The sequence below is a fragment of the Cupriavidus sp. GW823-FHT07A04 genome, from assembly GCF_058794615.1.
In genome coordinates this window covers 1-24,405 of sequence record NZ_JBXAHA010000016.1, presented here as the reverse complement: position 1 = coordinate 24,405, position 24,405 = coordinate 1, and the positions used below count along the sequence as shown (strand labels likewise).

The 24,405-nt window shown below is 65.1% G+C and carries 25 protein-coding genes; 18 read left to right on the top strand and 7 right to left on the bottom strand.

Features of this window, described 5'->3' with window-relative positions:
* Nucleotides 1-129: 129 nt before the first annotated feature.
* The 9 genes from AC1Q7Q_RS25975 to AC1Q7Q_RS25935 all read left to right on the top strand — a co-directional run bounded on the left by AC1Q7Q_RS25975 (nucleotide 130) and on the right by AC1Q7Q_RS25935 (nucleotide 9,960).
* Nucleotides 130-1,197: a porin gene (locus tag AC1Q7Q_RS25975; protein WP_492370614.1), complete on the top strand. Its 1,068-nt coding sequence runs from the start codon at nucleotides 130-132 to the stop codon at nucleotides 1,195-1,197.
* A gap of 288 nt (nucleotides 1,198-1,485) precedes the next feature.
* Nucleotides 1,486-2,673, top strand: coding sequence for an alpha/beta fold hydrolase (locus AC1Q7Q_RS25970; protein ID WP_492370802.1), 1,188 nt, complete (start codon nucleotides 1,486-1,488; stop codon nucleotides 2,671-2,673).
* Nucleotides 2,674-2,759: 86 nt separating this feature from the next.
* Nucleotides 2,760-4,460, top strand: coding sequence for an AMP-binding protein (locus AC1Q7Q_RS25965; protein ID WP_492370613.1), 1,701 nt, complete (start codon nucleotides 2,760-2,762; stop codon nucleotides 4,458-4,460).
* 1 nt (nucleotide 4,461) lies between these two features.
* Nucleotides 4,462-5,334: a VOC family protein gene (locus tag AC1Q7Q_RS25960; RefSeq protein ID WP_492370612.1), complete on the top strand. Its 873-nt coding sequence runs from the start codon at nucleotides 4,462-4,464 to the stop codon at nucleotides 5,332-5,334.
* Nucleotides 5,331-6,500 (top strand): FAD-dependent monooxygenase, encoded by a 1,170-nt coding sequence (locus AC1Q7Q_RS25955; RefSeq protein WP_492370611.1) that lies wholly within the window; start codon nucleotides 5,331-5,333, stop codon nucleotides 6,498-6,500. The genes AC1Q7Q_RS25960 and AC1Q7Q_RS25955 overlap by 4 nt, the downstream gene beginning before the upstream one ends.
* On the top strand, nucleotides 6,497-6,961 hold the full coding sequence (locus AC1Q7Q_RS25950; RefSeq protein WP_492370610.1) for an acyl-CoA thioesterase: 465 nt from the start codon (nucleotides 6,497-6,499) through the stop codon (nucleotides 6,959-6,961). Before AC1Q7Q_RS25955 ends, AC1Q7Q_RS25950 begins: the two co-directional genes overlap by 4 nt.
* Before the next feature lie 28 nt (nucleotides 6,962-6,989).
* Nucleotides 6,990-7,745: a maleate cis-trans isomerase family protein gene (locus AC1Q7Q_RS25945; protein WP_492370609.1), complete on the top strand. Its 756-nt coding sequence runs from the start codon at nucleotides 6,990-6,992 to the stop codon at nucleotides 7,743-7,745.
* 29 nt (nucleotides 7,746-7,774) lie between these two features.
* Nucleotides 7,775-9,037: an MFS transporter gene (locus AC1Q7Q_RS25940; RefSeq protein WP_492370801.1), complete on the top strand. Its 1,263-nt coding sequence runs from the start codon at nucleotides 7,775-7,777 to the stop codon at nucleotides 9,035-9,037.
* Nucleotides 9,038-9,132: 95 nt separating this feature from the next.
* Nucleotides 9,133-9,960: a TetR/AcrR family transcriptional regulator gene (locus tag AC1Q7Q_RS25935; RefSeq protein WP_492370608.1), complete on the top strand. Its 828-nt coding sequence runs from the start codon at nucleotides 9,133-9,135 to the stop codon at nucleotides 9,958-9,960.
* 44 nt (nucleotides 9,961-10,004) lie between these two features.
* On the opposite strand, the gene AC1Q7Q_RS25930 is transcribed toward AC1Q7Q_RS25935, so the two are convergent.
* From AC1Q7Q_RS25930 to AC1Q7Q_RS25905, 6 genes are all read right to left on the bottom strand, one after another.
* Entirely contained in the window at nucleotides 10,005-10,451 is a 447-nt protein-coding gene (locus AC1Q7Q_RS25930) for a MarR family winged helix-turn-helix transcriptional regulator (RefSeq protein WP_492370607.1), read from the bottom strand.
* Nucleotides 10,448-10,672: a hypothetical protein gene (locus tag AC1Q7Q_RS25925; protein WP_492370606.1), complete on the bottom strand. Its 225-nt coding sequence runs from the start codon at nucleotides 10,670-10,672 to the stop codon at nucleotides 10,448-10,450. The genes AC1Q7Q_RS25930 and AC1Q7Q_RS25925 overlap by 4 nt, the downstream gene beginning before the upstream one ends.
* A 13-nt stretch (nucleotides 10,673-10,685) precedes the next feature.
* On the bottom strand, nucleotides 10,686-12,344 hold the full coding sequence (locus tag AC1Q7Q_RS25920) for an FAD-dependent monooxygenase (RefSeq protein ID WP_492370605.1): 1,659 nt from the start codon (nucleotides 12,342-12,344) through the stop codon (nucleotides 10,686-10,688).
* A gap of 81 nt (nucleotides 12,345-12,425) precedes the next feature.
* Entirely contained in the window at nucleotides 12,426-12,851 is a 426-nt protein-coding gene (locus tag AC1Q7Q_RS25915; protein ID WP_492370604.1) for a rubredoxin, read from the bottom strand.
* Nucleotides 12,852-12,915: 64 nt separating this feature from the next.
* The gene (locus AC1Q7Q_RS25910) at nucleotides 12,916-13,620 is read right to left on the bottom strand and encodes an alpha/beta hydrolase (RefSeq protein ID WP_492370603.1); all 705 of its coding nucleotides are present in this window, start codon (nucleotides 13,618-13,620) and stop codon (nucleotides 12,916-12,918) included.
* Between the two features lie 136 nt (nucleotides 13,621-13,756).
* Entirely contained in the window at nucleotides 13,757-14,587 is an 831-nt protein-coding gene (locus AC1Q7Q_RS25905; protein WP_492370602.1) for a dioxygenase family protein, read from the bottom strand.
* Nucleotides 14,588-14,740: 153 nt separating this feature from the next.
* On the opposite strand from AC1Q7Q_RS25905, the gene AC1Q7Q_RS25900 reads away from it, so the two are divergent.
* Together AC1Q7Q_RS25900 and AC1Q7Q_RS25895 are read left to right on the top strand one after the other, a co-directional pair.
* A complete protein-coding gene (locus tag AC1Q7Q_RS25900) occupies nucleotides 14,741-15,637 on the top strand; it encodes a LysR family transcriptional regulator (protein WP_458763698.1) in 897 nt (298 codons plus the stop codon).
* 181 nt (nucleotides 15,638-15,818) lie between these two features.
* Entirely contained in the window at nucleotides 15,819-16,361 is a 543-nt protein-coding gene (locus AC1Q7Q_RS25895) for a MarR family winged helix-turn-helix transcriptional regulator (protein WP_174428383.1), read from the top strand.
* A gap of 34 nt (nucleotides 16,362-16,395) precedes the next feature.
* On the opposite strand, the gene AC1Q7Q_RS25890 is transcribed toward AC1Q7Q_RS25895, so the two are convergent.
* Nucleotides 16,396-17,619: an IscS subfamily cysteine desulfurase gene (locus AC1Q7Q_RS25890; protein WP_492376712.1), complete on the bottom strand. Its 1,224-nt coding sequence runs from the start codon at nucleotides 17,617-17,619 to the stop codon at nucleotides 16,396-16,398.
* Nucleotides 17,620-17,973: 354 nt separating this feature from the next.
* Here AC1Q7Q_RS25890 and AC1Q7Q_RS25885 point away from each other — a divergent pair, with 354 nt between their 5' ends.
* The 7 genes from AC1Q7Q_RS25885 to AC1Q7Q_RS25855 all read left to right on the top strand — a co-directional run.
* Nucleotides 17,974-18,519, top strand: a complete 546-nt coding sequence (locus tag AC1Q7Q_RS25885; protein ID WP_492376713.1) for a flavin reductase family protein — start codon at nucleotides 17,974-17,976, stop codon at nucleotides 18,517-18,519.
* Between the two features lie 33 nt (nucleotides 18,520-18,552).
* The gene (locus tag AC1Q7Q_RS25880) at nucleotides 18,553-20,034 is read left to right on the top strand and encodes a 4-hydroxyphenylacetate 3-hydroxylase family protein (RefSeq protein ID WP_492376714.1); all 1,482 of its coding nucleotides are present in this window, start codon (nucleotides 18,553-18,555) and stop codon (nucleotides 20,032-20,034) included.
* Between the two features lie 46 nt (nucleotides 20,035-20,080).
* Nucleotides 20,081-20,461 carry a cupin domain-containing protein gene (locus AC1Q7Q_RS25875; protein WP_416048339.1) on the top strand — a complete coding sequence of 127 codons (381 nt, stop codon included), beginning with the start codon at nucleotides 20,081-20,083 and terminating at the stop codon, nucleotides 20,459-20,461.
* Nucleotides 20,462-20,463: 2 nt separating this feature from the next.
* Nucleotides 20,464-21,810 carry an amidase gene (locus AC1Q7Q_RS25870; protein ID WP_492376715.1) on the top strand — a complete coding sequence of 449 codons (1,347 nt, stop codon included), beginning with the start codon at nucleotides 20,464-20,466 and terminating at the stop codon, nucleotides 21,808-21,810.
* Between the two features lie 129 nt (nucleotides 21,811-21,939).
* Nucleotides 21,940-23,124, top strand: a complete 1,185-nt coding sequence (locus AC1Q7Q_RS25865; RefSeq protein ID WP_492376716.1) for an ABC transporter substrate-binding protein — start codon at nucleotides 21,940-21,942, stop codon at nucleotides 23,122-23,124.
* A gap of 26 nt (nucleotides 23,125-23,150) precedes the next feature.
* Complete coding sequence (locus AC1Q7Q_RS25860) at nucleotides 23,151-23,834, top strand: DUF2848 domain-containing protein (protein WP_416048341.1); 684 nt, start codon at nucleotides 23,151-23,153, stop codon at nucleotides 23,832-23,834.
* Between the two features lie 76 nt (nucleotides 23,835-23,910).
* On the top strand, nucleotides 23,911-24,405 hold a 495-nt coding region (locus AC1Q7Q_RS25855; RefSeq protein WP_492387233.1), incomplete at its 3' end, for an ABC transporter ATP-binding protein.

The following is a 24,405-nucleotide window of genomic DNA, read 5'->3' as shown; positions in this document are numbered from 1 at the left end:
CAATAACATTTATTGAGTCTATATCAATTTAACGGGAAGGCATCCGTTGCCGAAGCCGCCTGTCGGGCAACGGCACGATAGCCCGCGGGCTATCGCAGCTCGCGGACCAGACCCGATCAAGGAGGAGCAATGAAGAAAGCACTGGCCATGGCCGCGGCCACGCTCGCGGCACTGACCTACGGGCAGGCGCACGCCCAGTCGTCCGTCACGATGTATGGCGTGGTGGACGCGGGCGTCGAATACCTGAACCGGGCGCCGAACGCGGCAAAGCAGGGGGACAGCGTGTTCCGCATGACTTCCGGCAACATTGCCGGCAGCCGCTGGGGCATGCGTGGCGTGGAGGATCTCGGTGGCGGCCTGAAGGGTGTCTTTGTGCTGGAAGGCGGCATGGTGCTCGATACCGGAGTGTCCTCGCAGGGCGGCCGGATCTTTGGACGCAAGGCCTATGTCGGCTTCGACAGCAGCACGTATGGCCAGTTCACGCTAGGCCGGCATCACAACCTGATGTTCGACCTGATCATCTCGTTCGACCCGATGTTCTTCGCGCCGAAGTACTCGTCGTTCAGCCACGACAGCTGGCTGGCGGGTCGCGTGGACAACGCGGCCAAGTACACCGGCAAGTTTGGCGGGCTGACCGTAGCGGCGCTGTATAGCTTCGGGGTGGACTCCACGGTGGCCAACGGTTCGGAGGTGCCGGGCAACAGCCGCGTGGGGCGCGACATGAGCGCGGGCTTTACCTACCAGGCCGGCCGTTTTCGCGTGGGCGGCGTGTATGACCAGCTCAATGGCAACAGCGCCGCGACGGCCGGCAAGACCGAGCGGCGCTATGTCGGGACGGCCGCGGTGGATCTGGAGGCGGTCAGCATCTATGTGGGCTACCGCAGGCTGGCGAGCCAGTTGCTGGCGTCGATGTCGCGCACGGACCTGATGTGGACCGGCGTGAACTGGAACCTGGCGCCGGCCGTTGCGCTGACCGGCGCCGTGTACAAGACCAATGACCGCACCTCGGCCAAGGACCCGATCTCCTTTGTGCTGTCGGTCGACTACCGGTTCTCCAAGCGTACCGATGCCTACCTGACGGCCTCCTACACAAAGAACAGCGGCGGCTCCGCGCTTAGCGCCAACGGTTACGACGGCTCGATCGTCCCTGGCGCCAATCAGCTTGGCACGGTGGTGGGCCTGCGACACAGCTTTTGAGTGGCGGCGCCTGACGCGCTTGTCACCGGGCACATCTGGCACTTTCCTGTGCGGCTAACGCCGGCTCTTCGCGGCTGCCCGTCGATATGACGATGCAGCCGCTTTTTTGTTCATGGCCGGGTGTCGGCTGCGTAGTGGTGGGGCAAGGTTTACCATTAATTGACATGCAATCAAATAATGACTAAATTATTGAGACGGTAGCATTTAATCAAAGGAGACGCCGTGGCGGAGCAGAACAAGGCACAGGTAACAGCGGGCATGCGTGGCGCGTCGTGGGATGCACGACTGATGACGCGTCCTTACCAGATGGTCCCCTATGCGCTGGGTACCGCGGACGGCCAGCGCACGCTCGGCTTTCTCTTCACGGCGACCGGCAAGGAAAAGACCGTCGTTTCCATCATGCACCCCCGCGAGATGGCGATCACGCACTATCTCGTGCCGTTCATTCTCGACGCCGGCTGCGCCTGCTGGGTGCAGGGCCCCCGGTCGATCGGCAACGACCTGCGGCTGGAGCATGAGATCGCGTTGTTCGACGTGGCGGCAGGCATGACGCACCTGCGCGAGCTGGGTTTTGCGCGCATCGTGCTGCTGGGCAATTCCGGCGGCGCTTCGCTGTACACCTTCTACAACCAGCAGGCGCTCGCGCCGGCTGCGCAGCGCATCGCGCGGACCCCGGGTGGTCGTCCGACCAACCTGGCCGAGCTGCAAATGCCCACGGTTGACGGCATGATCCTGATCTCTCCGCATCCCGGGCAGGGCAAGCTTTTGATGACCGGGCTCGATCCCTCCGTGGTCGACGAGAACGACCCGATGCAAACCGATGCGTCGCTCGATCCGTTCTCCGCGGCGAACGGCTTCGACGCCGCGAGTGGACGCGGCAGCTATGCGCCGGACTTTGTCGCGCGCTACAGCGCCGCGCAGGAAGAGCGGGTGAAGCGGATCGACGAGCACGCGAGGCAACTGCTGCGCCGCAAGCAGGCCGCCCGCCAGCGCATCAAGACAGGCGCCGGCAGCGAGCTGGACCGGCGTGTGGCCGCGCATGCGCCCATCTTCCACGTCTGGCGCACGGACGCTGACCTGCGGTCCTGGGACATCACCCTGGACCCGTCGGACCGCCAAACGGGCACGCTGTGGGGCAAGGACCCCTTTGTTTCCAACTGGGGCAGCGTTGGCTTCGCACGGGTGGTGACGCCGCAGTCCTGGCTGTCGACCTGGTCGGGCCTGACTTCCAACGCATCGCTGGACAAGACCATCGGCGCGGTGCACCAGCCCACGCTGCTGCTGGAATACACCGGCGACCAGTGCACGTTCCCGGCCGATATCGAGTCCATCTACGCGCAGATCGGCAGCACGGAAAAGCGCCATATCCGCGTGCGGGGCAATCACCATGGCATGGCACTGAGCCGCGACGAGGAGCCGGGCCAGCGTATCGCCGGGGCGCACATCGTCGAGTGGCTGCGCGAGCTGATGGTGTAAGTAAAGTCATCCCGTGCGCCGCAGGCCAACGCGGCGCGCTGACAGAAAACAGACAACAGAAAACAGACAAGCAAGGGTAGAGAGACATGATGCAATCCCAATCGGTACGGCCCCCGGAATTGCTGGCGGGGGTCAGGTATCCCGACGAGGACCGGCTACGGCGCTATGTTGCCGACGGCGTGCTGACGCAAGAAACGCTGACCGGGGCCTTTCGCGCGTCGTTTAAAACCCATGCGGACCGGCTCGCGCTGGTCGGCCCGGAAGGCCGGCTGACCTACCGCGACCTGGACGAGAAGACCGAGCGCCTTGGCGCTGCGCTGCTGGCGCTGGGCCTGCGGCCTCTGGATCGCGCGGTGTTCCAGTGCGGCAACAGCAATGAGCTGCTGCTGGCGTTCCTGGGCTGCCTGAAGGCGGGCATCATTCCGCTTTGCTCCCTCCAGGCGTTCCGCAAGCTGGAAATCGGCTACCTCGGCAATCTCTGCGAAGCCCGCCTGCATGTCGTGCAGGGCGATGACGCCAAGTTCGACGACGTGGCCTTCGCGCAGGAAATGCAGGCCGAAGTGCCGAGTTTCTCCATCATCCTGCAAGCACGTGGCGAGCGTCGTGGCAGCGCGGTGTTGCTAGCCGACCTGATCGAAGAGATGCCGCTGGCTCACGCGCGCGAGATCCTGGCGGGCGTGAAGCTAGATCCCTTCCAGGCCGCCGTATTCCAGCTCTCCGGCGGCACCACGGGCGTGCCTAAAATCATCCCGCGCTTCCAGAGCGAGTACCTCTACAACATGCGCGCGGTGGCTGCGTGCAATGGCTACACGAAGGACGACGTGCTGTTCTTCCCCACGCCGTACATGCACAACCTCAACATGGGCTGCTTCTTCGGCCCGTTCCTGCTGACCGGCGCCACATTGACGGTCACGCCGGATCTTAGCGAGGAAAACCTGCGCGGCCTGGTGCGCGATTACCAGCCTACCTGGTTCGGCGTGGCCGGGCCGATCCTCACGCGCATTGCGCCGGAACTGGCGCAGTCGGATGCCGGCGCGCGGGCGCGCAGGAATTTCATCGCGCCGAAGAACGCCGCGGGCCTGACCCGCCTGACGGGCTCGCCCACGCACCATATCTTCGGCATGACCGAAGGCGTGATCATGTTCGCCCGCAAGGATGACCCGCAGGAGATCCGCGACACCTCCGTCGGCAGCCCGGTGTCGGCGCATGACGAGGTCAAGCTCGTGTCACCGGGCACGGAGGATCCCGTGGCCGACGGCGAACCCGGCGAGGCCCTGTTCCGCGGGCCTTACACCATCCGCGGTTACTACAAATCCGAGAAGGAGGACCAGACGCGCTTCACCGCGGACGGCTTCTACCGCTCCGGCGACCTGATGACGTCGCGCGTGGTGGACGGCAAACGCTATTACTTCTTTTTCGGGCGCATCAAGGATGTGGTGGATCGCGGCGGCGAGAAGATCAATGCCGAGGAGCTGGAGAACGTCGTCAACCTGCACCCGGGCGTGTTGGCCTGCGCTGTGGTGGGCATGCCCGACCGCGTCTATGGGGAGCGCGTGTGCGCCTTCGTCATACCCAAGCCGCCCGCAAGCGACCTCACGCTGGCGCAACTGACCCAATACCTGCAGGAAGCCGGCCTGGCCAAGTTCAAGTGGCCAGAGCGGCTGGAGGTCGTCCGAGAGTTCCCGCTGACCGCATCCGGCAAGCTCAGCAAGGTGCTGTTGCGCCAGCAGATCATCCAGTTGCTCGAGGCCGAGACGGCCGGCAACACCGTAACCGAAGGGAAGTGAAATGACCGAAGCGAAACACCTTGTCGGCGTGCCGTCCGTGCAGTTGCATGGCGTGCATCACACCGCGCGCCCCACCTGGAAGCTGGCCCAGACCGTGCATTTCTACCGAGACCTGCTTGGCCTGCCGCTGGTCCACGCCATCTCGGCCAAGGGCTGGGGCCCGGACAACCATGCGGATTTCCTGCACTTCTTCTTCGATAGCGGCAACAGCAGCACCATTGCCTTCTTCTACTACATCGGCACCGAGCGGCCGGACTGGCTGGCGGTGCGCGAGCACTACCAGGATCGCGCCACGCACACCGCCTGGCGCGTGCGCGACGAAGCAGAGCTGCTGGAATGGCGGCAGCGCGTGGAAGCGGTCGGCATTCCGGTGCGCTACCAGATCCGGCACGAGGTCATCGAGTCGATCTACTTCAACGATCCCAACGGCTATCCGATCGAGATCACCTGGCAACTGCGCCCGTTCAGCGAGGCCGATGCGCTTGACGCGGCGTTGACCATCGAGGCAGCCATGCAGCTGGAGCAGGCAGCGGACGCCGCCACGGCTTTCACGTCCATCGAGCCGGTCTGGCAACGCAAGGCCGCGCAGATCGGCACGGCACCGGAGCAGGCTGGCAAGGCATCGGTCTATGTGCTGGACGTGCCGGAGTTTGCCGCGCTGATCGGCGTGGCGCGTACTACCGAAGGCTATGCCACCACCTCGCTGAAAAACGGCTATGTGCGCATCGACGGCAATCCGCAGATCCGCTTCCGGCGCAAGGCGCTAGGCTTCAAGCCGGCAGTCTGGTACGGCGCGCTGACCGGCGGCCTGGTCGGGCGCATCGTCCAGTTCGATATGGACGCGCTGGTGATTTCCCCGGAGGAGGCGCAATGAAAGCCGCAACGAACGTCGCCATCATCGGGGGCGGCCCCGCCGGGCTCTTCCTCTCCATCCTGCTCAAGGAGCGGCTGGCATCGGTGGAGATCGACATCTACGAGCAAAACCCGGAGGACGCCACCTTCGGCTTCGGTGTGGTGCTCGCCGACACCGGGCTGTCCAACCTGCGCGCCGCATCCCCAGCGGTGGTCGACGAACTCGCCAAGGCGATGCGTTTCAGCGACCGGCACACCATCGTGAGCCACGAGGCGCCGATCACCATGAAGCGCCCCGGCGCGGGCGGCGGCGCGATTCCTCGCATCCAGCTGCTGTCGGTGCTGCAGGCGCGTGCCCGCGAACTCGGCGTGCGCGTGACGTACAACAAGCGCATCAGCGATTTTTCGGCCATCGAGGCCGACCTGGTCGTGGGCGCCGATGGCGTCAACTCGCTGCTGCGGGCGTCCAACGAGGAGGGCTTCGGCACCACGCGCCACAACCTGACCAACCACTTTGCCTGGTACGGCGTGGAGAAGGCGTTCCCCAATCCGTCCCTGGTGTTCCGGCAGTACGAGGGCGGCTATTTTGTCGCGCACTACTACCCGTATTCGGACTCCATGAGCACGTTCGTGGCCGAGTGCGACCACCGGACCTGGCAGGATTTCGGTATGGATGCCATGTCCAACGAGGCGCGCCAGGCTCTGTTCGAGATTGTGTTCGGCGCGGAGCTGGGTGGCTACAAGCTGGTCTCCAACAACTCGAACTGGCGCCAGTTCCCGGTCGTGATCAACCAGACCTGGCACGTCGGCAACCAGGTGCTGATCGGGGATGCGCTGACCAGCGCCCACTTCTCGATCGGCTCGGGTACCCGGATCGCCATGGAAGACGCGATCGCGCTGGCCGAGGCTATCGTCGCCTTCCCCGGCGACGTGCCGGCGGCGCTGCAGTGCTACGACGAGGTGCGCCGACCGCAAAAGGCCAAGCTCATCCGCGCCTCGGAGGCTTCGTACAACTGGTACGAGCGTATCCGCGAATGGATGAACGTGGCAACGCCGCATGAGTTCGTCTACCGCTTCATGACCCGCACCGGCCGCGTGGATGTGAACCGGCTGCGTGAACAGTATCCGACCCTGATCGCCGAGCTGGCCGCCGCGGGCGTCACCGATCTCACCGTGCCGCAGCCATGATGCGTGCCACCGAATACGTGCTGAGCGAGCGGCCGTTCGTGGTGCGCCGTACCGTGCGCTGGGGCGATTGCGATCCCGCTGGCGTGGTGTACACGGGCCGCTTCACCGACTACCTGCTGGGCGCGGTTGGCCTGTTTGCCGACCACATGGCCGGCGGAGCGGGGCGGCTTGGCGATGCGCATGGCGTGGGCACGCCGTGCAAGGCGATGCGCTTCGAGTTCATCGGCACGTTGTGGCCGGACGACGTGATCGACATCGAGTGCTTTGTCGAAGCCATCCGTACGCGCTCCTATGACATCCGCTGCATCGCCAGGCGCCCCGGTGGCGCGCCGGTGTTCGATGCCGTGTTTTCCCCGATCTGCGTGCGGCTGGACGAGCGCGTGGGTACGCCGATCCCGGATTCCCTGCGCGCCGCGCTAAGCACGTTCCTGCGCAAGCCGGCCGCAGAGCCCCAGACTTAACGAGAACAAGCGAACAAGCGAACCCAAGATGAATTACCGAATTGGCCAGATCGTTCCCAGCTCCAACATCACGATGGAGCGCGAAGTGCCCGCCATCTTTGCCGGGCGCATGCAGCAACTGCCACAGCGTTTCTCCTTTCACTCCAGCCGCGTGCGCATGCACCGCGTGGTGGCGCATGAGCTGGAGCGCATGAACCGCGACATGGGCCGCTGCGCGCAGGAGCTTGCCGATGCGCGCGTGGATGTGATGAGCACGGCCTGCCTGGTGGCCACGATGTGCATGGGCAAGGGCTACCACCGGCAAGTGATTGAAGACCTTGGCGCGGCCATCGCCGATGCACCTTACCAGCCCGCGATCATGACCTCGGCCGGCGCGCTGGTCGAGGAGCTGAAGGACTTTGGCGCCAGGCGCATCGCGCTGATGGCGCCCTACAGCGATGCGCTGACGCGCACTGTGGTCGAGTACATCGAAAGCGAAGGCATCGAGGTCAAGGACGCGATCAACTTCTCGATCCTCGACAACCTGGAGGTCGGCGAGCGCGATCCGCTGCAGTTGCTGGAGGACGTGAAGCGCCTGGACACCGCCGGCGTGGACACGGTGGTGCTGTCCGCCTGCGTGCAGATGCCGTCGTTCGCGGCGATTGAGCGCGCGCAGCTGGCGCTGGGCGTGCCCGTCACCTCCACGGCCGTCTGCACGGCGCGGCAGATGATGCGGCGCCTGGGCCTCGAAGCGGTGGCGCCGGATGCCGGCGCATATCTCGGCAGCAAGACCGGGCTGGTGTAAGGGCCGTTAGTGCGCGAGGAGACGACATGATGCAAGAAACCCATGGAACGGCGTCCCGGATTGGACGTTGGCCTTATATCGCGGTAGTGCTGGGTGCGGCGTTTGGCATGCTGGCCGGCTATGCGCCGCTGTTCAATGCCACCGCCGGCGTGTTCGTGCGCCCGCTGGCCGCCGAGTTTGGCTGGGGCCGCTCGGAGGCGTCGCTGTCCTACGCGGCCTCGATGTTCGGGCTGGCGGTGGTTAGCCCGCTGGTCGGGACCATGATGGACCGCTACGGCATCCGGCGCGTGATCTCGGTGTCCGCGGTGGTCTTCGGCATCGCCACGGCGTGCATGGCACTGCAGGACGGCAGCAAGGCCATGTGGGTCAGCCTGTCCGTGGTGGTAGGTGTGTTCGGCGCGGCCACGTCGGTGCTCGGCTATCTCGCCGTGCTGCCGCAGTGGTTCGACCGCCGTCTCGGCCTGGCGCTTGGCGTTGCCATGTGCGGGCTGGGGGCCGGCACCGTGTTGATGCCCGCCACCGCGCAGTATCTGGTGACCGGCTATGGCTGGCGCACTGCTTATGTGGTGCTGGGCGCCGGGTCGATCGTATTGTCCTTGCTGGCGTGCTCGCTGTTGCGGGAACGCAAGGCGGCGGGAAGGGCGCAGGGCGCCGCGCGCGGCCAGGTGGTTGACGGCGTGCCGTTCGCCGAGGCGCTGCGCACCTATCGCCTGTGGGCCATCTGGGCGGTGTTCGTGCTGGGGTCCTCCGCTACGCTGTCGCTCGGGCCGCATCTGCCGGCAATGTTTGCCGACCGGGGCTTCAGCCCGGCGCAGGCAGCGCGCAGCGCCTCGATGGTGGGCATCGGCCTGCTGATCGGGCGCATCCTGACCGGCGTGCTGATCGACCGGATCCACGCACCATTCGTCGCCTGCGTGTTCTTCGGCGGTGGCGCGCTGGGCATCTTCCTGCTGCGCTCGGCGCATGACTACCAGGCGCTGCTGCTCGCCACCATGCTGATTGGCCTCACCATCGGTGCGGAAGGCGACCTGATCTCGTACCTGGTGCGTTCGTACTTCGGCTTGCGCTCTTTTGGTGCCTTGTTCGGCATTGCGTTTTCCGGCTATGGCTTTGGCGCGGTGCTCGGGCCGATCGGGCTCGGCGCCTGGTTCGACCGCTATGGCAGCTACGATGCGCCGCTGCTGGCACTGTCGTGCATGCTGTTGCTGGCCGCTGCGCTGACGCTTTCCCTTGGCCGGTACCGCCGGGCGGGCGAACTGCCGGCCGCGACGCCGGCGGCCGCCGGCGCTTGAGCACGTGTCAGGACCGGACCCGGCCGGTTGACAGGTAGAATTAGCACGGGCGCAATTATCAAGCCGCGCCACCTGTGCCGATCCGCCACTGACCTATGCCAGCCGCCAAGAAAACCGCCACCGTAGCCGAACCCCCTCCCGCCATGCCGCGCCGCCGGGGCCGTCCGCCCAAGACGGACTCGCCGATCGGCGCGGAGGCGACGCTGAGCCGGGTCGCCATCCTGCAGCGCGCCATTGAACTCACGAAGACCATGCCGCTGGACCAGATCTCCATGGTCCAGCTGGCCAAGGATTTTGGCGTGGCGCCCGGGCTCATCCACTATTACCTGGGCGGGCGGGATCAACTGGTCTCAGGCGTGCTGAATGACTACTACCGGCAGCGGTTGGGCCGGCTCTCGTCGCTCACCGGGGACTGGCGCCGCGACGTGGAGTCTTTCGCGCGGCTGAGTTTCCAGGTGGCGATCGAAAACCCCGGTGTGAGCATCTATGTGGCCTCGCACAACCGCTTCCGGCTGTTCCAGGATGTGCAGCCGGGGGAGACCGACTACGGGATGGAGTTTTTCAACCGCATGACGTCGGCCATCATGCAAGGTGGATTCAACGCGGACGAAGTCGCGCTTGGCTATCACCTGCTGGCGCAATACCTTGTGTCTGCCAGCATGGCGGAGGCTTCCCGCCAGTTGCCGGCCTACCACCAGGCCTTCATCGAGAACAAGCTGGAGTCCGTGTCGCCGCTGCAATATCCCGGCGCCCGCTTTGTCAGCAAATCGTTCTCTCGGCTGAGCTCGGAGATAGCGTTCGAGGAAGGGCTGCGCATTACGCTGGACGGCATCGAGGGATGGAAACGGGGTGCAGGCCTTGCCGCCATTCCAGTGGCCAGCGGTGCCGCCACGCCGCGCAAGCCCCGCGTCAAGAAGGCCTGACGAGGGGCGCCTGCACAAGCCCCCGGCGCGCAACGCAGGCAGCCCTACAGCATCGCCTCCGCCTGCGCCAGCAGCTTGCCCAGCGCGAGCTCCATCACCGCGCGCTCCTGGGGGGAAAGCGCGGACATCAGCGTCTCGTGCCGGCTGGAGGCGATCCGCATGATCTTCTCAAACAGCGGCTTGCCCTCGGCGGACAGCGAAATGAGCACCGCGCGGCCGTCGGTGGGGGATGGCTCGCGCCTGACCAGGCCTTGCTTGATGAGGTGATCGGCCGCGCGGCTGGCCTGGCTTTTGTCCAGGTTGGCGAAGCGCGCAAGGTCGATGACCAGGAAGGGGCCGAACTCGCCGATGGCGGCGAGCGTCCTGGCTTCGCTAAGCGACAGGCCTAGCGCTTCCGAATAGGCCTGCGCGATGCCGCGGTCGAACTGCTTGACGATGCGGTGCAGGCGGTACGTGGCGAAGTCGGAGAGGGACAGCTTGGGGCTCGTCATGATGCGCGGCACGGCGTGTTGTCCGCCTCCGTGGCTTCGAAGCTGTGCGAGACCTCATCGAGCAATCGCGTCGCATCGGCAAAGCCGGCATGGCGGCTGAGCGCCAGCAGCGCCACGCGGGCCAGGTAGAGCGGCGTGTTTTGCTCGCCGAGCGCGGTCATGCGGTAGCACATCGCCGTGTAGATTTCATCGAGCTCGGTCGGGCTCATGGTCGTTTGCATAGGGTTCTCCGGCTTAGTCAATCTGCATGGCAAGGGCGATGGCGTTTCGCACATCGCCGGCGCGGGCTTGTCGCCAGCGGCCGCTGACGTAGCCATCCGGGCGGACCAGGTAGAGCGTACCGTCGACGCCGTCCAGTGCGCGCCGCACGGCATCCTGTGGGTCGGCCAGCCGTCCCGCCGCGGGCGCCGTGCCCGCAATCAGGTGGCAATCCAGTTCGACGCCGCTGTCGCAAAGCTGGCGCAGCCCGGGCACGGCGTCGTCCAGATCCTGGCCGGCGCCGGCGAAGCAAAACGCGGTGAAGCCTTTGCCGATGCAGCGGACCAGCGAAGTCGGCGTGCCGTGCGGGCCGACCAGCGGCATGTCAGGCAGCGTGGCGCCCGGCGCCGGACCGGCCTTGAAGGCAGGGTCGTCCGTCGCGGCAATGGGCGAGTCGGCAAAGACCGCCGGACTGGTCTGGCGCGGGTTGATCAGCGAGCGCAGTTCCGCGTGCGCCGCCGATAGCCCCAGCACGGCTTCACGCATCAAGGCAAAGGCAGGCGAGGGCGGGGCCATGAACTCCGTGGTCTTCGCGCCGAAGCGCATGTTCTCGCGCGCCGCCGCCACACGCTCCGTGGAGTAGGAGGGCAGCAAGCCGGGGGAGGCCTTGCCGCGCACGGCAAGGGCAAGCTTCCAGGCGAGGTTGAAGGCATCGTCGAAGCCGCTGTTCAGGCCGCGCACGCCAAAGATGGGCACCAGGTGCGCGGCGTCGCCGGCAAAGAGCGCGCGGCCGTGCACGTAGCTATCCAGCGTGAGGCACTTCGCGTTGTAGATCGAGATCCACAGCGGCGCCCAAGGCGCGGTCACGCCCATCATCTTGAGGTGGCTCGCCACGCGCGGCAGCACATTCTCCGGCTTGACGGCCTGCTCCGCATCCTCGTGCTCGCCGACCTGGTAGTCGATGCGCCACACCTGGTCCGGCTGCTGGTGCAGCAAGATGGTGGAGCCGGGGTTGGACGGCGGATCGAACCACGCCAGCCGCTCGACCTCGCGCGGGGCGTCGATGGCGATATCCACGATGACGTAGCGGCCCTCGTACTGCATGCCGCGCAACGACAAGCCTAGCGCATCGCGCACGGCGCTGCGGCCGCCGTCGGCTGCCACCAGCCAGTCCGCGCGCACGGTGTAGGCATGGTCGCCCGCGGCTACTGCCAGCGTCACGCCCTTGCTGTCTTGCGTGACGGCGGTAACGCGGTTCTGCCAGCGGATTTCGATCAGGTCCGGGTAGCGGGCGATGGCGTCGAGCAGGTATTGCTCGATGTAGTACTGCTGGATATTGACCATGGGCGGAAAGACCTGCCCGGGCTCGTGCGGCATGGTGAAGTGCAGCACCTGCTCGTTGCGGTAGTAGCTGCGGCCGCCCGCCCAGGCGAGGCCTTTGTCCAGGACCGGGGCGGCGACCCCGAGCGCATCGAGGATTTCCAGCGAGCGCCGGGAGATGCAGATGGCCCGGCTGCCTTCACAGGTGCCGTCGTCCGCCTCCAGCACCACGCTGGGGATGCCGTGGCGGGCCAGGGCCAGCGCCACCGCCAGCCCGACCGGCCCGCCGCCGGCGATGACGACCTGGCGCGGAGAATCCGTGCCGCCGGGGTGCAGCACCGGCAGGGATGCGGCGTGCGCTTCGCGCTGGTACATGTCTTGTCTCCTGGTTGTGTGCGCAACCAGTTCAAGATAGTCCAATTTGGTTGCGTACGCAACCAGATTACCTGGGCCCGATCAGAATTCCACCATCGCAAAGTCTTCCTTGCCCACGTCGCACAGCGGGCAGCGCCAGTCGTCGGGGATGTCTTCCCAGCGGGTGCCGGGTGCGATGCCGTCTTCTGGAAGGCCCGCGGCTTCGTCATAGACCCAGCCGCAGATGATGCACACCCATTGCTTGAACGCGTCGGTGGCAGCGGATGCGGCCTTTGCCGCGACGGGGGCTTCCGGCTGCGCGGCGGGCTTCTCTTGTTCTGGCTCGTCCAGGCTGAAGACAAGCGGCGCCGCCGTGGCTTCGCCGCTGGGCGCCAGGCGCGCCTGCAACAGGGCAAGCAGCGCTTGCGCCTCTTCCGTGGTCAGGTCGATCCAGTACGGATCGCCTGCGCCGTCGTTCAGGCGCTTCGGGGAAAACTGGATCTCTACTGCGGTGCCTTTCTTGTACATGCGATCAGGGGGCGGGTGGCGGGGTTTTTGGTTTTTGGATTTTGGATTTTGTGCAGGGTAAGGATTAGACAGGAAAAAGCACGCTGGCGAGCCATTGCTGGAAATCGGCTACCACGTCGGCGGTCAGCTCATGGCCAATGGGGTAGCGCCGCGACCGATGCGGCACGCCCAGCGCGTCCAGCCACTGGTCCGCGCGCTCGGCCCACGCGACGGGCAGCTTGTTGTCGAGTTCGCCGTGCGCGATGAAGGCCGATAGCCCGGCAAGCGCCTCGGGCGGGGCGAGGTGCGGCTCGATCTCCGGCAGGATGCGCCCGCTCAGCACCGCAAAGCCGGCCACGTCAGCCGGCGCGCTCAGGCCAACGCTGGCGCTGAGGATGCCGCCCTGGCTGAAGCCGGCGATCACCGTGCGCGCGGGCAGGGCGCCATCCTGCGCATGGAGGGCGCGGACGAAGGCAATCAGCTGCTGGCGGCTGCGCTCCGCCTGGGCTGCGTTGATGGTGGGCGCGCCACCGGCGAAGCTGACCTCGAAAAAGCCATGCTGGCCGGGCCCGAAGGTGAGCGGGCCTTGCACCAGCACCACTTCCACGCGCGGGTCGATACGGGTGGCCACTGGCGCGAGGCTGGCCTCGTTGCTGCCTACGCCGTGCAGCAGCAGGAGCCGCGCGGCAGGGGCTGCGGCCGTATCCGCTTGCGCCCTTCGCAAGCGATAACGCAGGCCGGTCGCGGGATCTTCGGCCAACGGGCCGATTTCATTGCGGGTGGTGTTCATATCGTCTCGCGTGGCTGTGAGCAAGGGATCAGACAAGGGATCAGACAAGGGATCAGACAAGGGATCAGGGGATCAGGGGATCAGGGGATCAGGGGATCAGGGGATCAGGGGATCAGGGGATCAGGGGATCAGGGGATCAGGCCGCAATGGGCTGCGCGGCTAGCGGCCGGAACTGGCCAAGCACATACGATTCCATCGACAAGATCCCGTAGGTGATGCCGCCGTCGATCACCGCCAGCGGCTCGCCCGCTTCGGCCGCGCCGATGGCCACCAGCAGCGGCAGGAAGTGCTCGTCGGTCGGGTGCGCGCGCTGTGCGTGCGGGGCCAGCCGGCGGTAATCGATCAGCGGCTGCGAGTCGCCGGTGCGCATTGCGCTGCGCACCGCCTCGCGCACCCACTGCGTGAATGCTGCCACGTACGGGGCATCACCGCCGCCATGGCCGCGGAATTCATGGAGGTTGTGCGTCATGCTGCCGGAGGCGACGATCAGCACGCCCTGCTCGCGCAGCGGCGCCAGCGCACGGCCTAGCGCCAGCGCGCCGGCCGGGTCCAGCGGCTGCGGCAGCGACACCTGGAACACCGGCACCTGCGCATGGGGATACAGGTGGCGGATCGGCACCCAGGCGCCGTGATCCAGGCCGCGCTGCGGATCCAGCCCGGCGTTGAAACCGGCCTGCGCCAGCAGCGCCACCGCGCGCTCGGCCAATGCCGGATGCCCGGCCGCCGGGTAGCGGATCTCGTACAAGGCACGCGGAAAACCGCCGAAATCGTGGATGGTCTCGGGCTGCGCGCTTGCCGTCACGCGCACGCCGCCGCGCGTTTCCCAGTGGGGCGAGACCACCAGCACCGCCTTGGGCACTGGCAGCGCGCGGCCCAGCGCGGTGAGCTGCGGGCCGGCCAGGCCCGGCTCGATGGCGAAGGTGGGCGCGCCATGGGAGACAAACAGAACGGGAAGTGCGGTAGACATCTCGGAATCTCCGGTCGCCACGGCAAAACCCGCGGCGTGCAACGACATAGGGAACCTTGCTAGTCTATTGATTCATATGGTGGCGATAAACTGCCTTAAGTGTGATATATAGTCCCGATTACCGAGACAATAGGCCGGAGCCGAGGCAATCCCGTGGACCGTGCCCTGGAAATGACCGTATTCACCGCCGTGGTCGACGCCGGCAGCTTTGTCGGCGCGGTCGAGGGCCTGCGCATGTCCAAGGCCGCGGTCTCGCGCCATGTGGATGCACTGGAACAGCGCCTGGGCGTGCGCCTGCTGCAGCGCACCACGCGCCGGCTGTCGCTGACCGAGGAGGGGCGCATTTTCTACCAGCGCGCGCGCGAAGTGCTGGCGGCGCTGGACGATGCCGAGTCCGAGATCACGTCCCGCACGCAGGAGCCCAGCGGGCTGATCCGTATCAACGTGCCGCTCACGTTTGGCATCTTGCACCTCGCGCCGCTCTGGAGCGCTTTCATGGCAGCGTATCCGCAGGTTGATCTCGATATCACGCTCAATGACCGCGTGGTGGACCTGGTCGACGAAGGCTACGACCTTGCCGTGCGCATTGGCGACATGCCAAGCTCCGCACTAATCAGCCGCAAACTGGTCGCAACCCGCATGGTGCTATGCGCGTCGCCTGGCTATCTCGCGCAGCACGGCGCGCCAACCCATCCGCATGAACTGGCCGAGCACCGCGTGCTGGCCTACACCAACTGGTCCGGGCGCGACGAATGGCAGTTCGATGGCCCGCACGGCAAGGTCAGCGTGAGCACCCGCGCCCGGGTGTACTCCAACAATGGCGACACGTGCCGCGCGATTGCGCTGGCGCATGGCGGCATCATGCTGCAGCCGAGCTTCATGCTCCAGGACGACTTGCGGCGCGGTGACCTGGTGGAACTGATGCCCGAGTTCCGCGCGATCGAGATCGGCGTCTACGCCGTGTATCCGACGCGCAAGCAGTTGCCGCTCAAGGTGCGCCGGCTGGTGGATTTCCTGGTGGAGGCGTTTCGGGATGTGTCTTGGGGTTAGGGCGTAGGGGGTAGGGGGGACGGATGAGGCGGGAGCTGCGCGAAAGCTAGCGCAATGCCATGTGTGTGTAGTATTTTGCAAAAAGCTAAATTAGCTAGCTAATACCTTGGCTAGCAGAGCAACTAGCAAAGAAACTGACAGAGCAACTGACAGAGCAACGGGATAAGGGAGTCTATAAGGCATGGCAACTAACACGAAGGGCAAGGCGCTGACGATCACCAATCCGGCTTGCCTGGTCGACGGCTCGGATAGTGAGTTCCGGCACCTGGTAAGCGGCCTGCTGCCGTTTGCCGCCCGCCTGCTTTCCGTGCGCGACGGGTTCGGCAGCCTGATCGGCCTGACGGGCGTCCAGTACTCCTTGATACGGTCCATTGCACATCTCTCGCAACAGGGCGAAGTGACGGTGAACCAATTGGCGGAGCATCTTCATTTGAGCGGGCCATTCGTTACCGTCGAAACCGGCAAGCTCAAGAAGCTCGGGCTGATCGACAAGAAAGCCCACCCCGAAGACAAGCGCAAGATGCTGCTCACGGTAGCTGTGGCTGGCTCCCGGCTCCTGAATGAGCTGACTCCCGTGCAGCAGCGCATCAACGACGTCCTCTTCGAGGGCGTCACCCGCACGGAGTTCAAGGTGCTGTGCTCGGTAGTGGATCGCCTTGTTGTCAACGGGGATCGCGCCGCGCTCGATCTGGCGCATCTTCTGGCGCGGCAGCAAAAAGCGTGACCGTTCACCCCAAGGCGCGCCGCGGCTAGCTTGGTCAGTGGGCCGCCCACTTGATAGCGCCGATGTCGATGCCTTCGCGATGCATGTCCCACAGCGGGCTGAGGTGGCGCAGCTTCGTGACGGTGGCCAGCAACATCTGAATCACTTGCTCCACTTCCGCCAGGGTCGTGTACCGCCCGAGCGTAAAGCGAATCGAGCTGTGCGCCAGCTCGTCGCTGCGCCCTAGTGCGCGGAGCACGAAAGACGGCTCAAGCGACGCGGATGTACAGGCCGAGCCGGAGGAAACAGCCACGCCCTTGATGCCCATGATCAGGGACTCCCCCTCAACGAAGTTAAAGCTGACATTGAGGTTATGGGGAATGCGACTGGCCATGCTGCCGTTGACATAGACCTCGTCGAGTTGCGTGAGCCCGGCCAGCAGCCTGTCCCGCAGGCCTGCAACCCGGCGCGATTCCTCGGCTAGTTCCAGCCTGGCGATGCGGAAAGCCTCACCCATGCCGACAATCTGGTGCGTTGCCAGCGTACCGGATCGCATGCCCCGTTCATGCCCGCCGCCGTGCATCTGCGCCTCGATGCGCACGCGCGGCTTACGCCGGACGTAGAGCGCGCCGATGCCCTTGGGCCCGTACACCTTATGCGCGGTCACGGTCAGCAGGTCGATCTTGAGCGCCTCGAGATCGATGGGGATCTTGCCGGCGGCCTGCACGGCGTCGCAATGAAAGAGGATGCCCTGGGCCCGGCATAGCTCGCCAATCTCGGCAACCGGCTGGATGACGCCGATCTCGTTGTTGACCATCATCACGGATACCAGGATGGTGTCGGGACGCAGCGCCGCGCGCAGGGCGTCAAGGCCTAGCAAGCCATCCTCCCCGACGTCGAGGTACGTGACCTCAAAGCCCTGGCGCTCCAGCTCACGGCAAGTGTCGAGCACCGCCTTGTGCTCGGTCTTGACCGTAACGATGTGTTTCCCCTTACCGCTGTAGAAATGGGCCGCGCCCTTGAGCGCCAGGTTGTTCCCTTCCGTCGCGCCTGACGTCCAGACGATCTCGCGGGGATCCGCATTCAGCAGTGCCGCAACCTGCTCGCGCGCCGTCTCCACGGCCTGTTCGGCATGCCATCCGTAGCGATGGCTGCGTGAAGCGGGATTGCCAAAGTGCTGGTACAGGAACGGCACCATCTTGTCGACAACGCGAGGGTCGACAGGCGTGGTGGCGCTGTAGTCCATGTAGATGGGGGCCGCAGTGGGTTCGCCTTGCATTGCTTTGTTCTCCTGAATCGTGTCGATGCACCTGTTTCCCTGCGGGGAGCAGGGTCCGTCACAGGGTTTGTGTTGGTTCAAATACCGTTCAATAGTAGCATTTATTAATACGTAAGTTACTAAGATAAATGGATGTTGAGCGCGCTTGCGCCCGCGTGCGGGCACGGCAGGGCATCCAGGCTTCGGCGCACTGAGAGCGCCAACACCGCAGGCACCATCCAAGGGTTTTCACCAGCTTGAATTGCAAACTCCAATAGCATTCAATACTACCTAAGTTACAAAGGTAAAAAACAAAGACAAGTGAGCGATGGGTCGTGTTGGAATGATCCGCGGCTCGGATTCTGTACAGGAGGGATGATGGCCGAAACCTATGCAAAGCGCGAAGTGGATTCCGAGGCTGGTGCCGATGAGCAGCGCCGCTTCAGAAGCACGCTCGCCATGTTCGCCACCGGAGTGGCCGTGATCACCGCGCCCCGGAAAGAAGGGGTACCGGTTGGCATCACGGTGGCGTCGTTCAACTCGGTCTCGCTCGATCCGCCCCTGATCTTGTTCTCGGTGGATCGGCGTTGCCTGAGCCTGGAGGATCTTTGTTCCACCTCCCGGTACGCCGTCAACGTGCTCGAGGAAGGCCAGCAAGACATTTCCAACCGTTTTGCCAAGGCGAACTCTGGCAAATGGGATGGCATCGGCTTGGCGGCGCAGGGTGGCGAAGCCCCGGTGCTACTGCCGGATGCGCTCGCCACGTTCGAGTGTGAGCCATATGCGCAACATGACGGTGGCGACCACGTCATCTTCATCGGACGCGTCATTCGCCATCAGGCCCGGCCCGACGGCAGGCCACTGGTCTTTTTCGGAGGCAGGTATCGCGCGCTCGAAAAGTCGCCTGCAGCCCCCGTGTGAATCAACAACCGCTACGTATTTAGGAGAGAAGACATGGTCAAGACTGGTAGCCAGCATATCGAGATGCTGCGTGACGGCAGAGAGGTCTACCTCGACGGCAAGCGCGTGACGGATGTCACCACGCACGCCGCCTTCCGGAACTCGATCCGGAGTTACGCAAACCTCTACGACTTTCAGGCACGCCCGGAGAACATCGAGAAGATGACATTCGAGTCGCCGGACACCGGCGACCGCGTGAGCCGGATCTGGCAACTGCCGCAGAGCTATGACGACCTGGTCCAGCGCCGGATGGCGCTTGAGGCCTGGACCGAACTGCACTATGGCTTCATGGGCCGCTCGCCGGATCACGTGGCGTCCTGCATCTCCGGCATGTATATGGGGATCGACGTCTTCGAGCAGCATGACCGGGCGCGGGCCGGCGCCCTGCGCGAGTACTACAAGTACGCCCGGGACAACGATCTCTTCCTGACGTACGTCATCGTCAACCCGCAAGCCAACCAGTCGAAGGCGGCGCACGAGCAGGAGGACAAATACCTGGCCGTAGGCATCGTCGACCAGGATGCCGAAGGCATCACGGTGCGCGGCGCAAAGATGCTGGCCACCAGCGGCATCATGGCCAACGAGGTGTTCTGCAGCTGCATCCAGCCCTTGCGCGAGGGCGACGAGATGTACGCGCTGTCGTTCGCGGTGCCCATGAACATCAAGGGCCTGAAAGTCATGTCGCGCAAGTCGTACGAAGCCAACGCGACTTCGGTGTTCGACAACCCGCTGTCGAGCCGCTACGACGAGAACGATGCGGTGCTCTACTTCGACGACGTCAAGGTGCCATGGGAGCGCGTCTTCATCGCGGGCGATGTCGGCATGTGCGCCAAGCAGTTTCATGCCACGCCGGCCCATAGCTACCAGAACTACCAGTGCCAGGTAAGGCTGATGGTGAAGCTGCGCTTCCTGGTAGGCATCGCGCAGAAGATCACCGAGATCAACGGCACCAACGGCTTCCCGCAGGTGAGGGAGATGCTGGGCCAGCTCGCCGCCGAGGCGGGGATGGTGGAGGCCTTCGTCTATGGCATGGAATCCAAGGGGCGCATGGAGCGGGGCTACTTCATGCCGGACCGCAACCTCCTGTACGGCTCGCAGGTGATCACCCAGCAGCTCTACGCCAAGGTGCTCAATACCCTGCGCGAGCTGGCGGGCGGCGGGATGATCATGCTGCCGTCGAGCCTTCGCGATTTCGAGAACCCGGAACTGGCCAGGATCATCGAGAAGACGCAGAAATCTTCGGCCTGCAGTCCGGAGGAGCGCGTCAAGTTCTTCAAGCTGGCATGGGATGCAGTGGGGTCCGAGTTTGCATCGCGCCACAACCAATACGAGATGTTCTATGCGGGCGCGGGCTTCGTGACCAAGGGCCACACCTATCGGACCTACGACTGGAAGAAGGCCACCGGCCTGGTCGACAACATCCTGGACAGCTATTCGCTCAGCGCGGAGCTGGGCCAGTTGGCACGCGCCGCCTGAGCGGGTAGCGGTGCTCTGACATTCATTGCCACACACGGAGATAACCATGGCGATCAACAAGCTTCACGATGAGTTCCACACCATCGACCTGGCGAGCGGCTGGGAGGTGCCTGCGGGCTATCCCGCGGGCATCCAGCAAAAGATCCTGTCCGGCTCGCTCGATGAAAGCGGCGGCCGCGGCAGCCGCACCCGCCTGCTGCGCTTCCAGCCCGGTGTATTCACTACCGCGCCGTTCGTGCATCGCTACTGGGAGGAGGTGTATCTGCTCAGCGGCGACCTGACCGTCGGCAACGACGAACAGGGCGAGGGCGGGCAGGCGTTCGATCCGCACACTTATGCATGCCGTCCGCCGGGCGCCTTCCACGGGCCCTTCAAGTCGAACGCGGGTTGCATGTTGCTGGAAATCCACTACTTCGACCCGGCCTGATCATGCTGGCGACCGTGGATTCCGTGATGCGCCAGCTCTCTGCGGGCACCGCCGACGCGGCGTCCTTGCTGGCGGGCTGTGTCGAGCGCGCCTGCAATCCCGGCGGGGAGGGCGCGCGCGTCTTCCCGCACGGCGTGAGCATGGCCGCGTCGAAGCAGGCCAGGGCAAGCGACATGTTGCGCGGGCAGGGCGTGGACGGGCCGCTGTCGGGCTTGCCGATCTCGGTCAAGGACCTGTTCGACGTGCAGGGCGACGTCACGCGGGCCGGTGCGCGCGTGTTGCCTGAACAGGTTGCCACGGCGGATGCGCTCGCCATTGCACGGTTGCGCGCGGCTGGCGCGGTCTTTGTCGGGCGCACCAACATGACGGAGTTCGCGTATTCCGGGGTTGGCATCAATCCGCACTACGGCACGCCTCGCAATCCGTTCGAGCGTGGGGTTGGCCGCATTCCCGGTGGTTCCTCGTCCGGGGCCGCGGTGTCAGTGACGGACGGCATGGCCGTGGCCGCGATCGGCTCGGATACGGGCGGCTCGTGCCGGATTCCCGCAGCGCTTTGCGGCATTGCGGGGTTCAAGCCCACGGCGCGCCGGGTGCCGCTGCAGGGAACGGTACCGCTGTCGCCCAGCTATGACTCGATCGGCGGCCTGGCGCGCACGGTTGCCTGCTGCGCCGCGCTCGACCGGGTCATGGCGGGCGAGCCAGATGAGCCGGTGGCAGCGCGTCCGGTGCGTGGCCTTCGGCTGGCCGTGGCAAGGAACGTAGTGCTCGACGGGCTTTGCGCCGAGGTGGCCAGCGCCTATGAGCGTGCGCTCGGGCGGCTGGCCGCAGCGGGCGCCGTGCTGCGCGACGTGGCCTTCCATAGCTGGGACCCGTTGCCGGAACTGAGCATCAACGGTGGCCTGGTGGCGGCGGAGGCAAGCGCGTGGCATGCCGAACGGGTTGCCGCGCTGGGCGATCGCTATGACCCGCGTGTGCTGTCGCGTATCCGCATGGGCGAGCAGCAGAGCGCCGCGGACTACCTGCGCACGCGCGCCCGGCGGCTGGCGTTGTGCCGGGAGGCGCAAGGCGAAATGCAGGGGTTCGACGCCGTGGTGCTGCCGACCGTGCCAATCGTGGCGCCACGCATTGCCGATCTGGCCGATGACGCTGCGTTCTTCAGTGTCAACCGGCTGTTGCTGCGCAACCCCGCCATCGCCAATGTGCTCGACCTGTGCGCCGTGAGCATGCCGTGCCATGAGGCGGGCGATGCGCCGGTCGGGTTGATGCTGTTCGGGCCGCCCATGGCGGACCGGCAACTGCTCGGCATCGGCATGGGCATCGAGGAAATCCTGCGCAGCCACGAGATGTAGGCGCTCTATGGCCGCCTTGTAGCCGCATTATCCGCCGACAAAACCTTGTCGCGGCTTCTAGCAGTCCAGCAATGGAGAGGAGAGAACATGTTTCGCTTTCGATTCAAGCCAGTGTTCCTGGCTGGCACGATGTTGGGGTTTTCGGCGATTGCCGCGGCACAGCCGGGCAAGATCAGCGACGGCGTGGTGAAGATCGGCGTCCTGACGGATATGTCGTCGATTTTTTCCGATATCGGCGGGAAAGGGTCGCTGGTGGCGGCGCAGATGGCGGTGGACGATTTCGGCGGGAAGGTGCTGGGATCCGATATCAAGGTGGTTAGCACCGACCACCAGAACAAGACCGACGTGGCCGGCACCATCGCGCGCGACTGGTTCGACAACCAGAAGGTCGACGTCATCCAGGACGTCTTGCCGTCCTCGGTAGCGCTCGCGGTGTCCAACCTGGGCAGGGACAAGCACAAGCTGGTGATTGCCAGCGGCGCCGGCACGACAAGGCTGACCAACGAGGATTGCTCGCCTTACACCATCCAGTATTCCTACGACACCTATGCCTTTGCGGCCAATACGGTAAAGGCGCTGGCAAAAGGGGGCGACAACAGCTGGTACTTCCTGACGGTCGACTACGCGCTGGGCGCATCCCTGGAGAAAGACGCGACGGACGCCCTGGCCTCGGTAGGCGGGAAGATCGTCGGCAAGGCGAAGCATCCCATCAATTCCCCCGACCTGTCGTCCTACCTGCTGCAAGCCCAGGCGTCGGGCGCCAAGGTGATCGGCCTGGCCAATGCCGGCAGCGATACCGTCAACGCGCTGAAAACCGCCCGGGACTTCGGCATTGGCGGCGCAGGAAAGCAGAAGCTGGCGGGCCTGCACATGTTCATCAGCGACATCCATAGCCTCGGCCTGCAAGCGGCGCAAGGGATGATGCTCACCACCTCGTTCTATTGGGACCGCGATGACGCGGCCCGCGCGTGGTCGCAGCGCTTCTTCGAGAAGACCCGGAAGATGCCCACGCTCGTGCAAGCCGGCGTGTACTCGTCAACGATGCACTACCTGAAGGCGGTCCAGGCCGCGGGGACAGACGAGACCGATGCGGTGGTGGCGAAGATGAAGGCCAGTCCCATCAACGATTTCTTTGCGACCAATGGAAAGATCCGTGCCGACGGATTGATGGTGCATGACATGTACCTCGTCGAGGTCAAGAGCCCGCAGGAATCCCGGAAACCTTGGGACTACTACAAGATCAAGCAGGTCATTCCAGCCAGCGAGGCGTTCCGGCCCATCGCTGCCAGCAAGTGCGCCTTGCTCAAGAAATAACGATTCGCAACCACGGAGACATCATCATGCTGACATTCGATATCGAGACACGCACCGGCAGGTGGCAGCGCGTTGTGACCGTCAAGCAGCTCGTCATCGCGGGCTGGACGGGTAGGGATGCCGACGCAATGGAAAAACACATCCGCGAGCTCGAAGCACTGGGCGTCAAGCGGCCAGCGGCGACCCCGGTCTTCTACCGGGTTGCGGCGCAGCGGCTGCAATCGCAGCCAGCGATCCAGGTCAGCGGAAATGCCAGCAGCGGCGAAGTGGAGTTCCTGCTGCTCAAGGACCAGGGCGAGATCTATGTTGGCATTGCCTCGGACCACACCGACCGGGAGGTGGAGACCTATGGCATCACGGTGTCCAAGCAGATGTGCGACAAGCCCTGCGCGCAAGTGCTATGGCGCCTGGCCGACATCGTCAAGCACTGGGACCAGCTTATCCTGCGCGCCTACGCGACCATCGACGGCGAGCGCGTGCTGTATCAGCAGGGGCCGGTGACGGCAATGCGTTCGCCCCAGGACCTGCTCGACAGGTTTGCGGAGCACGGCGGCAGTTTTGACGACGGTACCGCCATGCTGTGCGGCACGCTGGCGGCCATTGGCGGCATCCGGATGGCGGATCGCTTCGAGATCGAACTGGAGGATCCGGTTCTCGCCCGCTCGCTGCACCACGCGTACGCGGTCGAAACGTTGCCCGTCCACGGCTAGGGCTGCTGGCCGGATCCGCTGGCCGGATCCGCCTGCCAGACCCGTATTCCCGATGCATGCCAAAAGCGACAAAGCGATGCACCACGAAGATTCCATACTAGAAACGCACAGCCTGACCAAGTCGTTCCGCGGCTTCACCGCCGTGTGCGACGTCAACCTCAAGGTGCGGCGCGGCTCCATCCATGCCTTGATCGGCCCCAACGGCGCCGGCAAGACCACCTGCTTCAACCTGCTGACCAAGTTCCTCGAGCCGACCACGGGCACGATCCTGTTCAACGGCATCGACATCACCCGCGAAAAGCCGGCGCAGATCGCCCGGCGCGGGGTGATCCGGTCGTTCCAGATCTCCGCCGTGTTCCCGCACCTTACGGTGCTGGAGAACGTGCGCATCGGGCTGCAGCGGCAACTTGGCACCTCCTATCATTTCTGGCGCAGCGAAACCACGCTCGACGCGCTGAACGCGCGTGGCATGGAACTGCTGGAGCAGGTCGGGTTGACCGATGTGGCGCAGACGGTGACGGTCAACCTGCCGTACGGCCGCAAGCGCGCGCTCGAGATCGCCACCACGCTG

Bases quoted from the DNA above. Each gene is read 5' to 3' on its own strand.
- AC1Q7Q_RS25975 (WP_492370614.1), top strand. From the start codon at position 130: ATGAAGAAAGCACTGGCCATGGCCGCGGCCACGCTCGCGGCACTGACC.
- AC1Q7Q_RS25970 (WP_492370802.1), top strand. From the start codon at position 1,486: ATGACGCGTCCTTACCAGATGGTCCCCTATGCGCTGGGTACCGCGGAC.
- AC1Q7Q_RS25965 (WP_492370613.1), top strand. From the start codon at position 2,760: ATGATGCAATCCCAATCGGTACGGCCCCCGGAATTGCTGGCGGGGGTC.
- AC1Q7Q_RS25960 (WP_492370612.1), top strand. From the start codon at position 4,462: ATGACCGAAGCGAAACACCTTGTCGGCGTGCCGTCCGTGCAGTTGCAT.
- AC1Q7Q_RS25955 (WP_492370611.1), top strand. From the start codon at position 5,331: ATGAAAGCCGCAACGAACGTCGCCATCATCGGGGGCGGCCCCGCCGGG.
- AC1Q7Q_RS25950 (WP_492370610.1), top strand. From the start codon at position 6,497: ATGATGCGTGCCACCGAATACGTGCTGAGCGAGCGGCCGTTCGTGGTG.
- AC1Q7Q_RS25945 (WP_492370609.1), top strand. From the start codon at position 6,990: ATGAATTACCGAATTGGCCAGATCGTTCCCAGCTCCAACATCACGATG.
- AC1Q7Q_RS25940 (WP_492370801.1), top strand. From the start codon at position 7,775: ATGCAAGAAACCCATGGAACGGCGTCCCGGATTGGACGTTGGCCTTAT.
- AC1Q7Q_RS25935 (WP_492370608.1), top strand. From the start codon at position 9,133: ATGCCAGCCGCCAAGAAAACCGCCACCGTAGCCGAACCCCCTCCCGCC.
- AC1Q7Q_RS25930 (WP_492370607.1), bottom strand. From the start codon at position 10,451: ATGACGAGCCCCAAGCTGTCCCTCTCCGACTTCGCCACGTACCGCCTG.
- AC1Q7Q_RS25925 (WP_492370606.1), bottom strand. From the start codon at position 10,672: ATGCAAACGACCATGAGCCCGACCGAGCTCGATGAAATCTACACGGCG.
- AC1Q7Q_RS25920 (WP_492370605.1), bottom strand. From the start codon at position 12,344: ATGTACCAGCGCGAAGCGCACGCCGCATCCCTGCCGGTGCTGCACCCC.
- AC1Q7Q_RS25915 (WP_492370604.1), bottom strand. From the start codon at position 12,851: ATGTACAAGAAAGGCACCGCAGTAGAGATCCAGTTTTCCCCGAAGCGC.
- AC1Q7Q_RS25910 (WP_492370603.1), bottom strand. From the start codon at position 13,620: ATGAACACCACCCGCAATGAAATCGGCCCGTTGGCCGAAGATCCCGCG.
- AC1Q7Q_RS25905 (WP_492370602.1), bottom strand. From the start codon at position 14,587: ATGTCTACCGCACTTCCCGTTCTGTTTGTCTCCCATGGCGCGCCCACC.
- AC1Q7Q_RS25895 (WP_174428383.1), top strand. From the start codon at position 15,819: ATGGCAACTAACACGAAGGGCAAGGCGCTGACGATCACCAATCCGGCT.
- AC1Q7Q_RS25890 (WP_492376712.1), bottom strand. From the start codon at position 17,619: ATGCAAGGCGAACCCACTGCGGCCCCCATCTACATGGACTACAGCGCC.
- AC1Q7Q_RS25885 (WP_492376713.1), top strand. From the start codon at position 17,974: ATGATGGCCGAAACCTATGCAAAGCGCGAAGTGGATTCCGAGGCTGGT.
- AC1Q7Q_RS25880 (WP_492376714.1), top strand. From the start codon at position 18,553: ATGGTCAAGACTGGTAGCCAGCATATCGAGATGCTGCGTGACGGCAGA.
- AC1Q7Q_RS25875 (WP_416048339.1), top strand. From the start codon at position 20,081: ATGGCGATCAACAAGCTTCACGATGAGTTCCACACCATCGACCTGGCG.
- AC1Q7Q_RS25870 (WP_492376715.1), top strand. From the start codon at position 20,464: ATGCTGGCGACCGTGGATTCCGTGATGCGCCAGCTCTCTGCGGGCACC.
- AC1Q7Q_RS25865 (WP_492376716.1), top strand. From the start codon at position 21,940: ATGTTGGGGTTTTCGGCGATTGCCGCGGCACAGCCGGGCAAGATCAGC.
- AC1Q7Q_RS25860 (WP_416048341.1), top strand. From the start codon at position 23,151: ATGCTGACATTCGATATCGAGACACGCACCGGCAGGTGGCAGCGCGTT.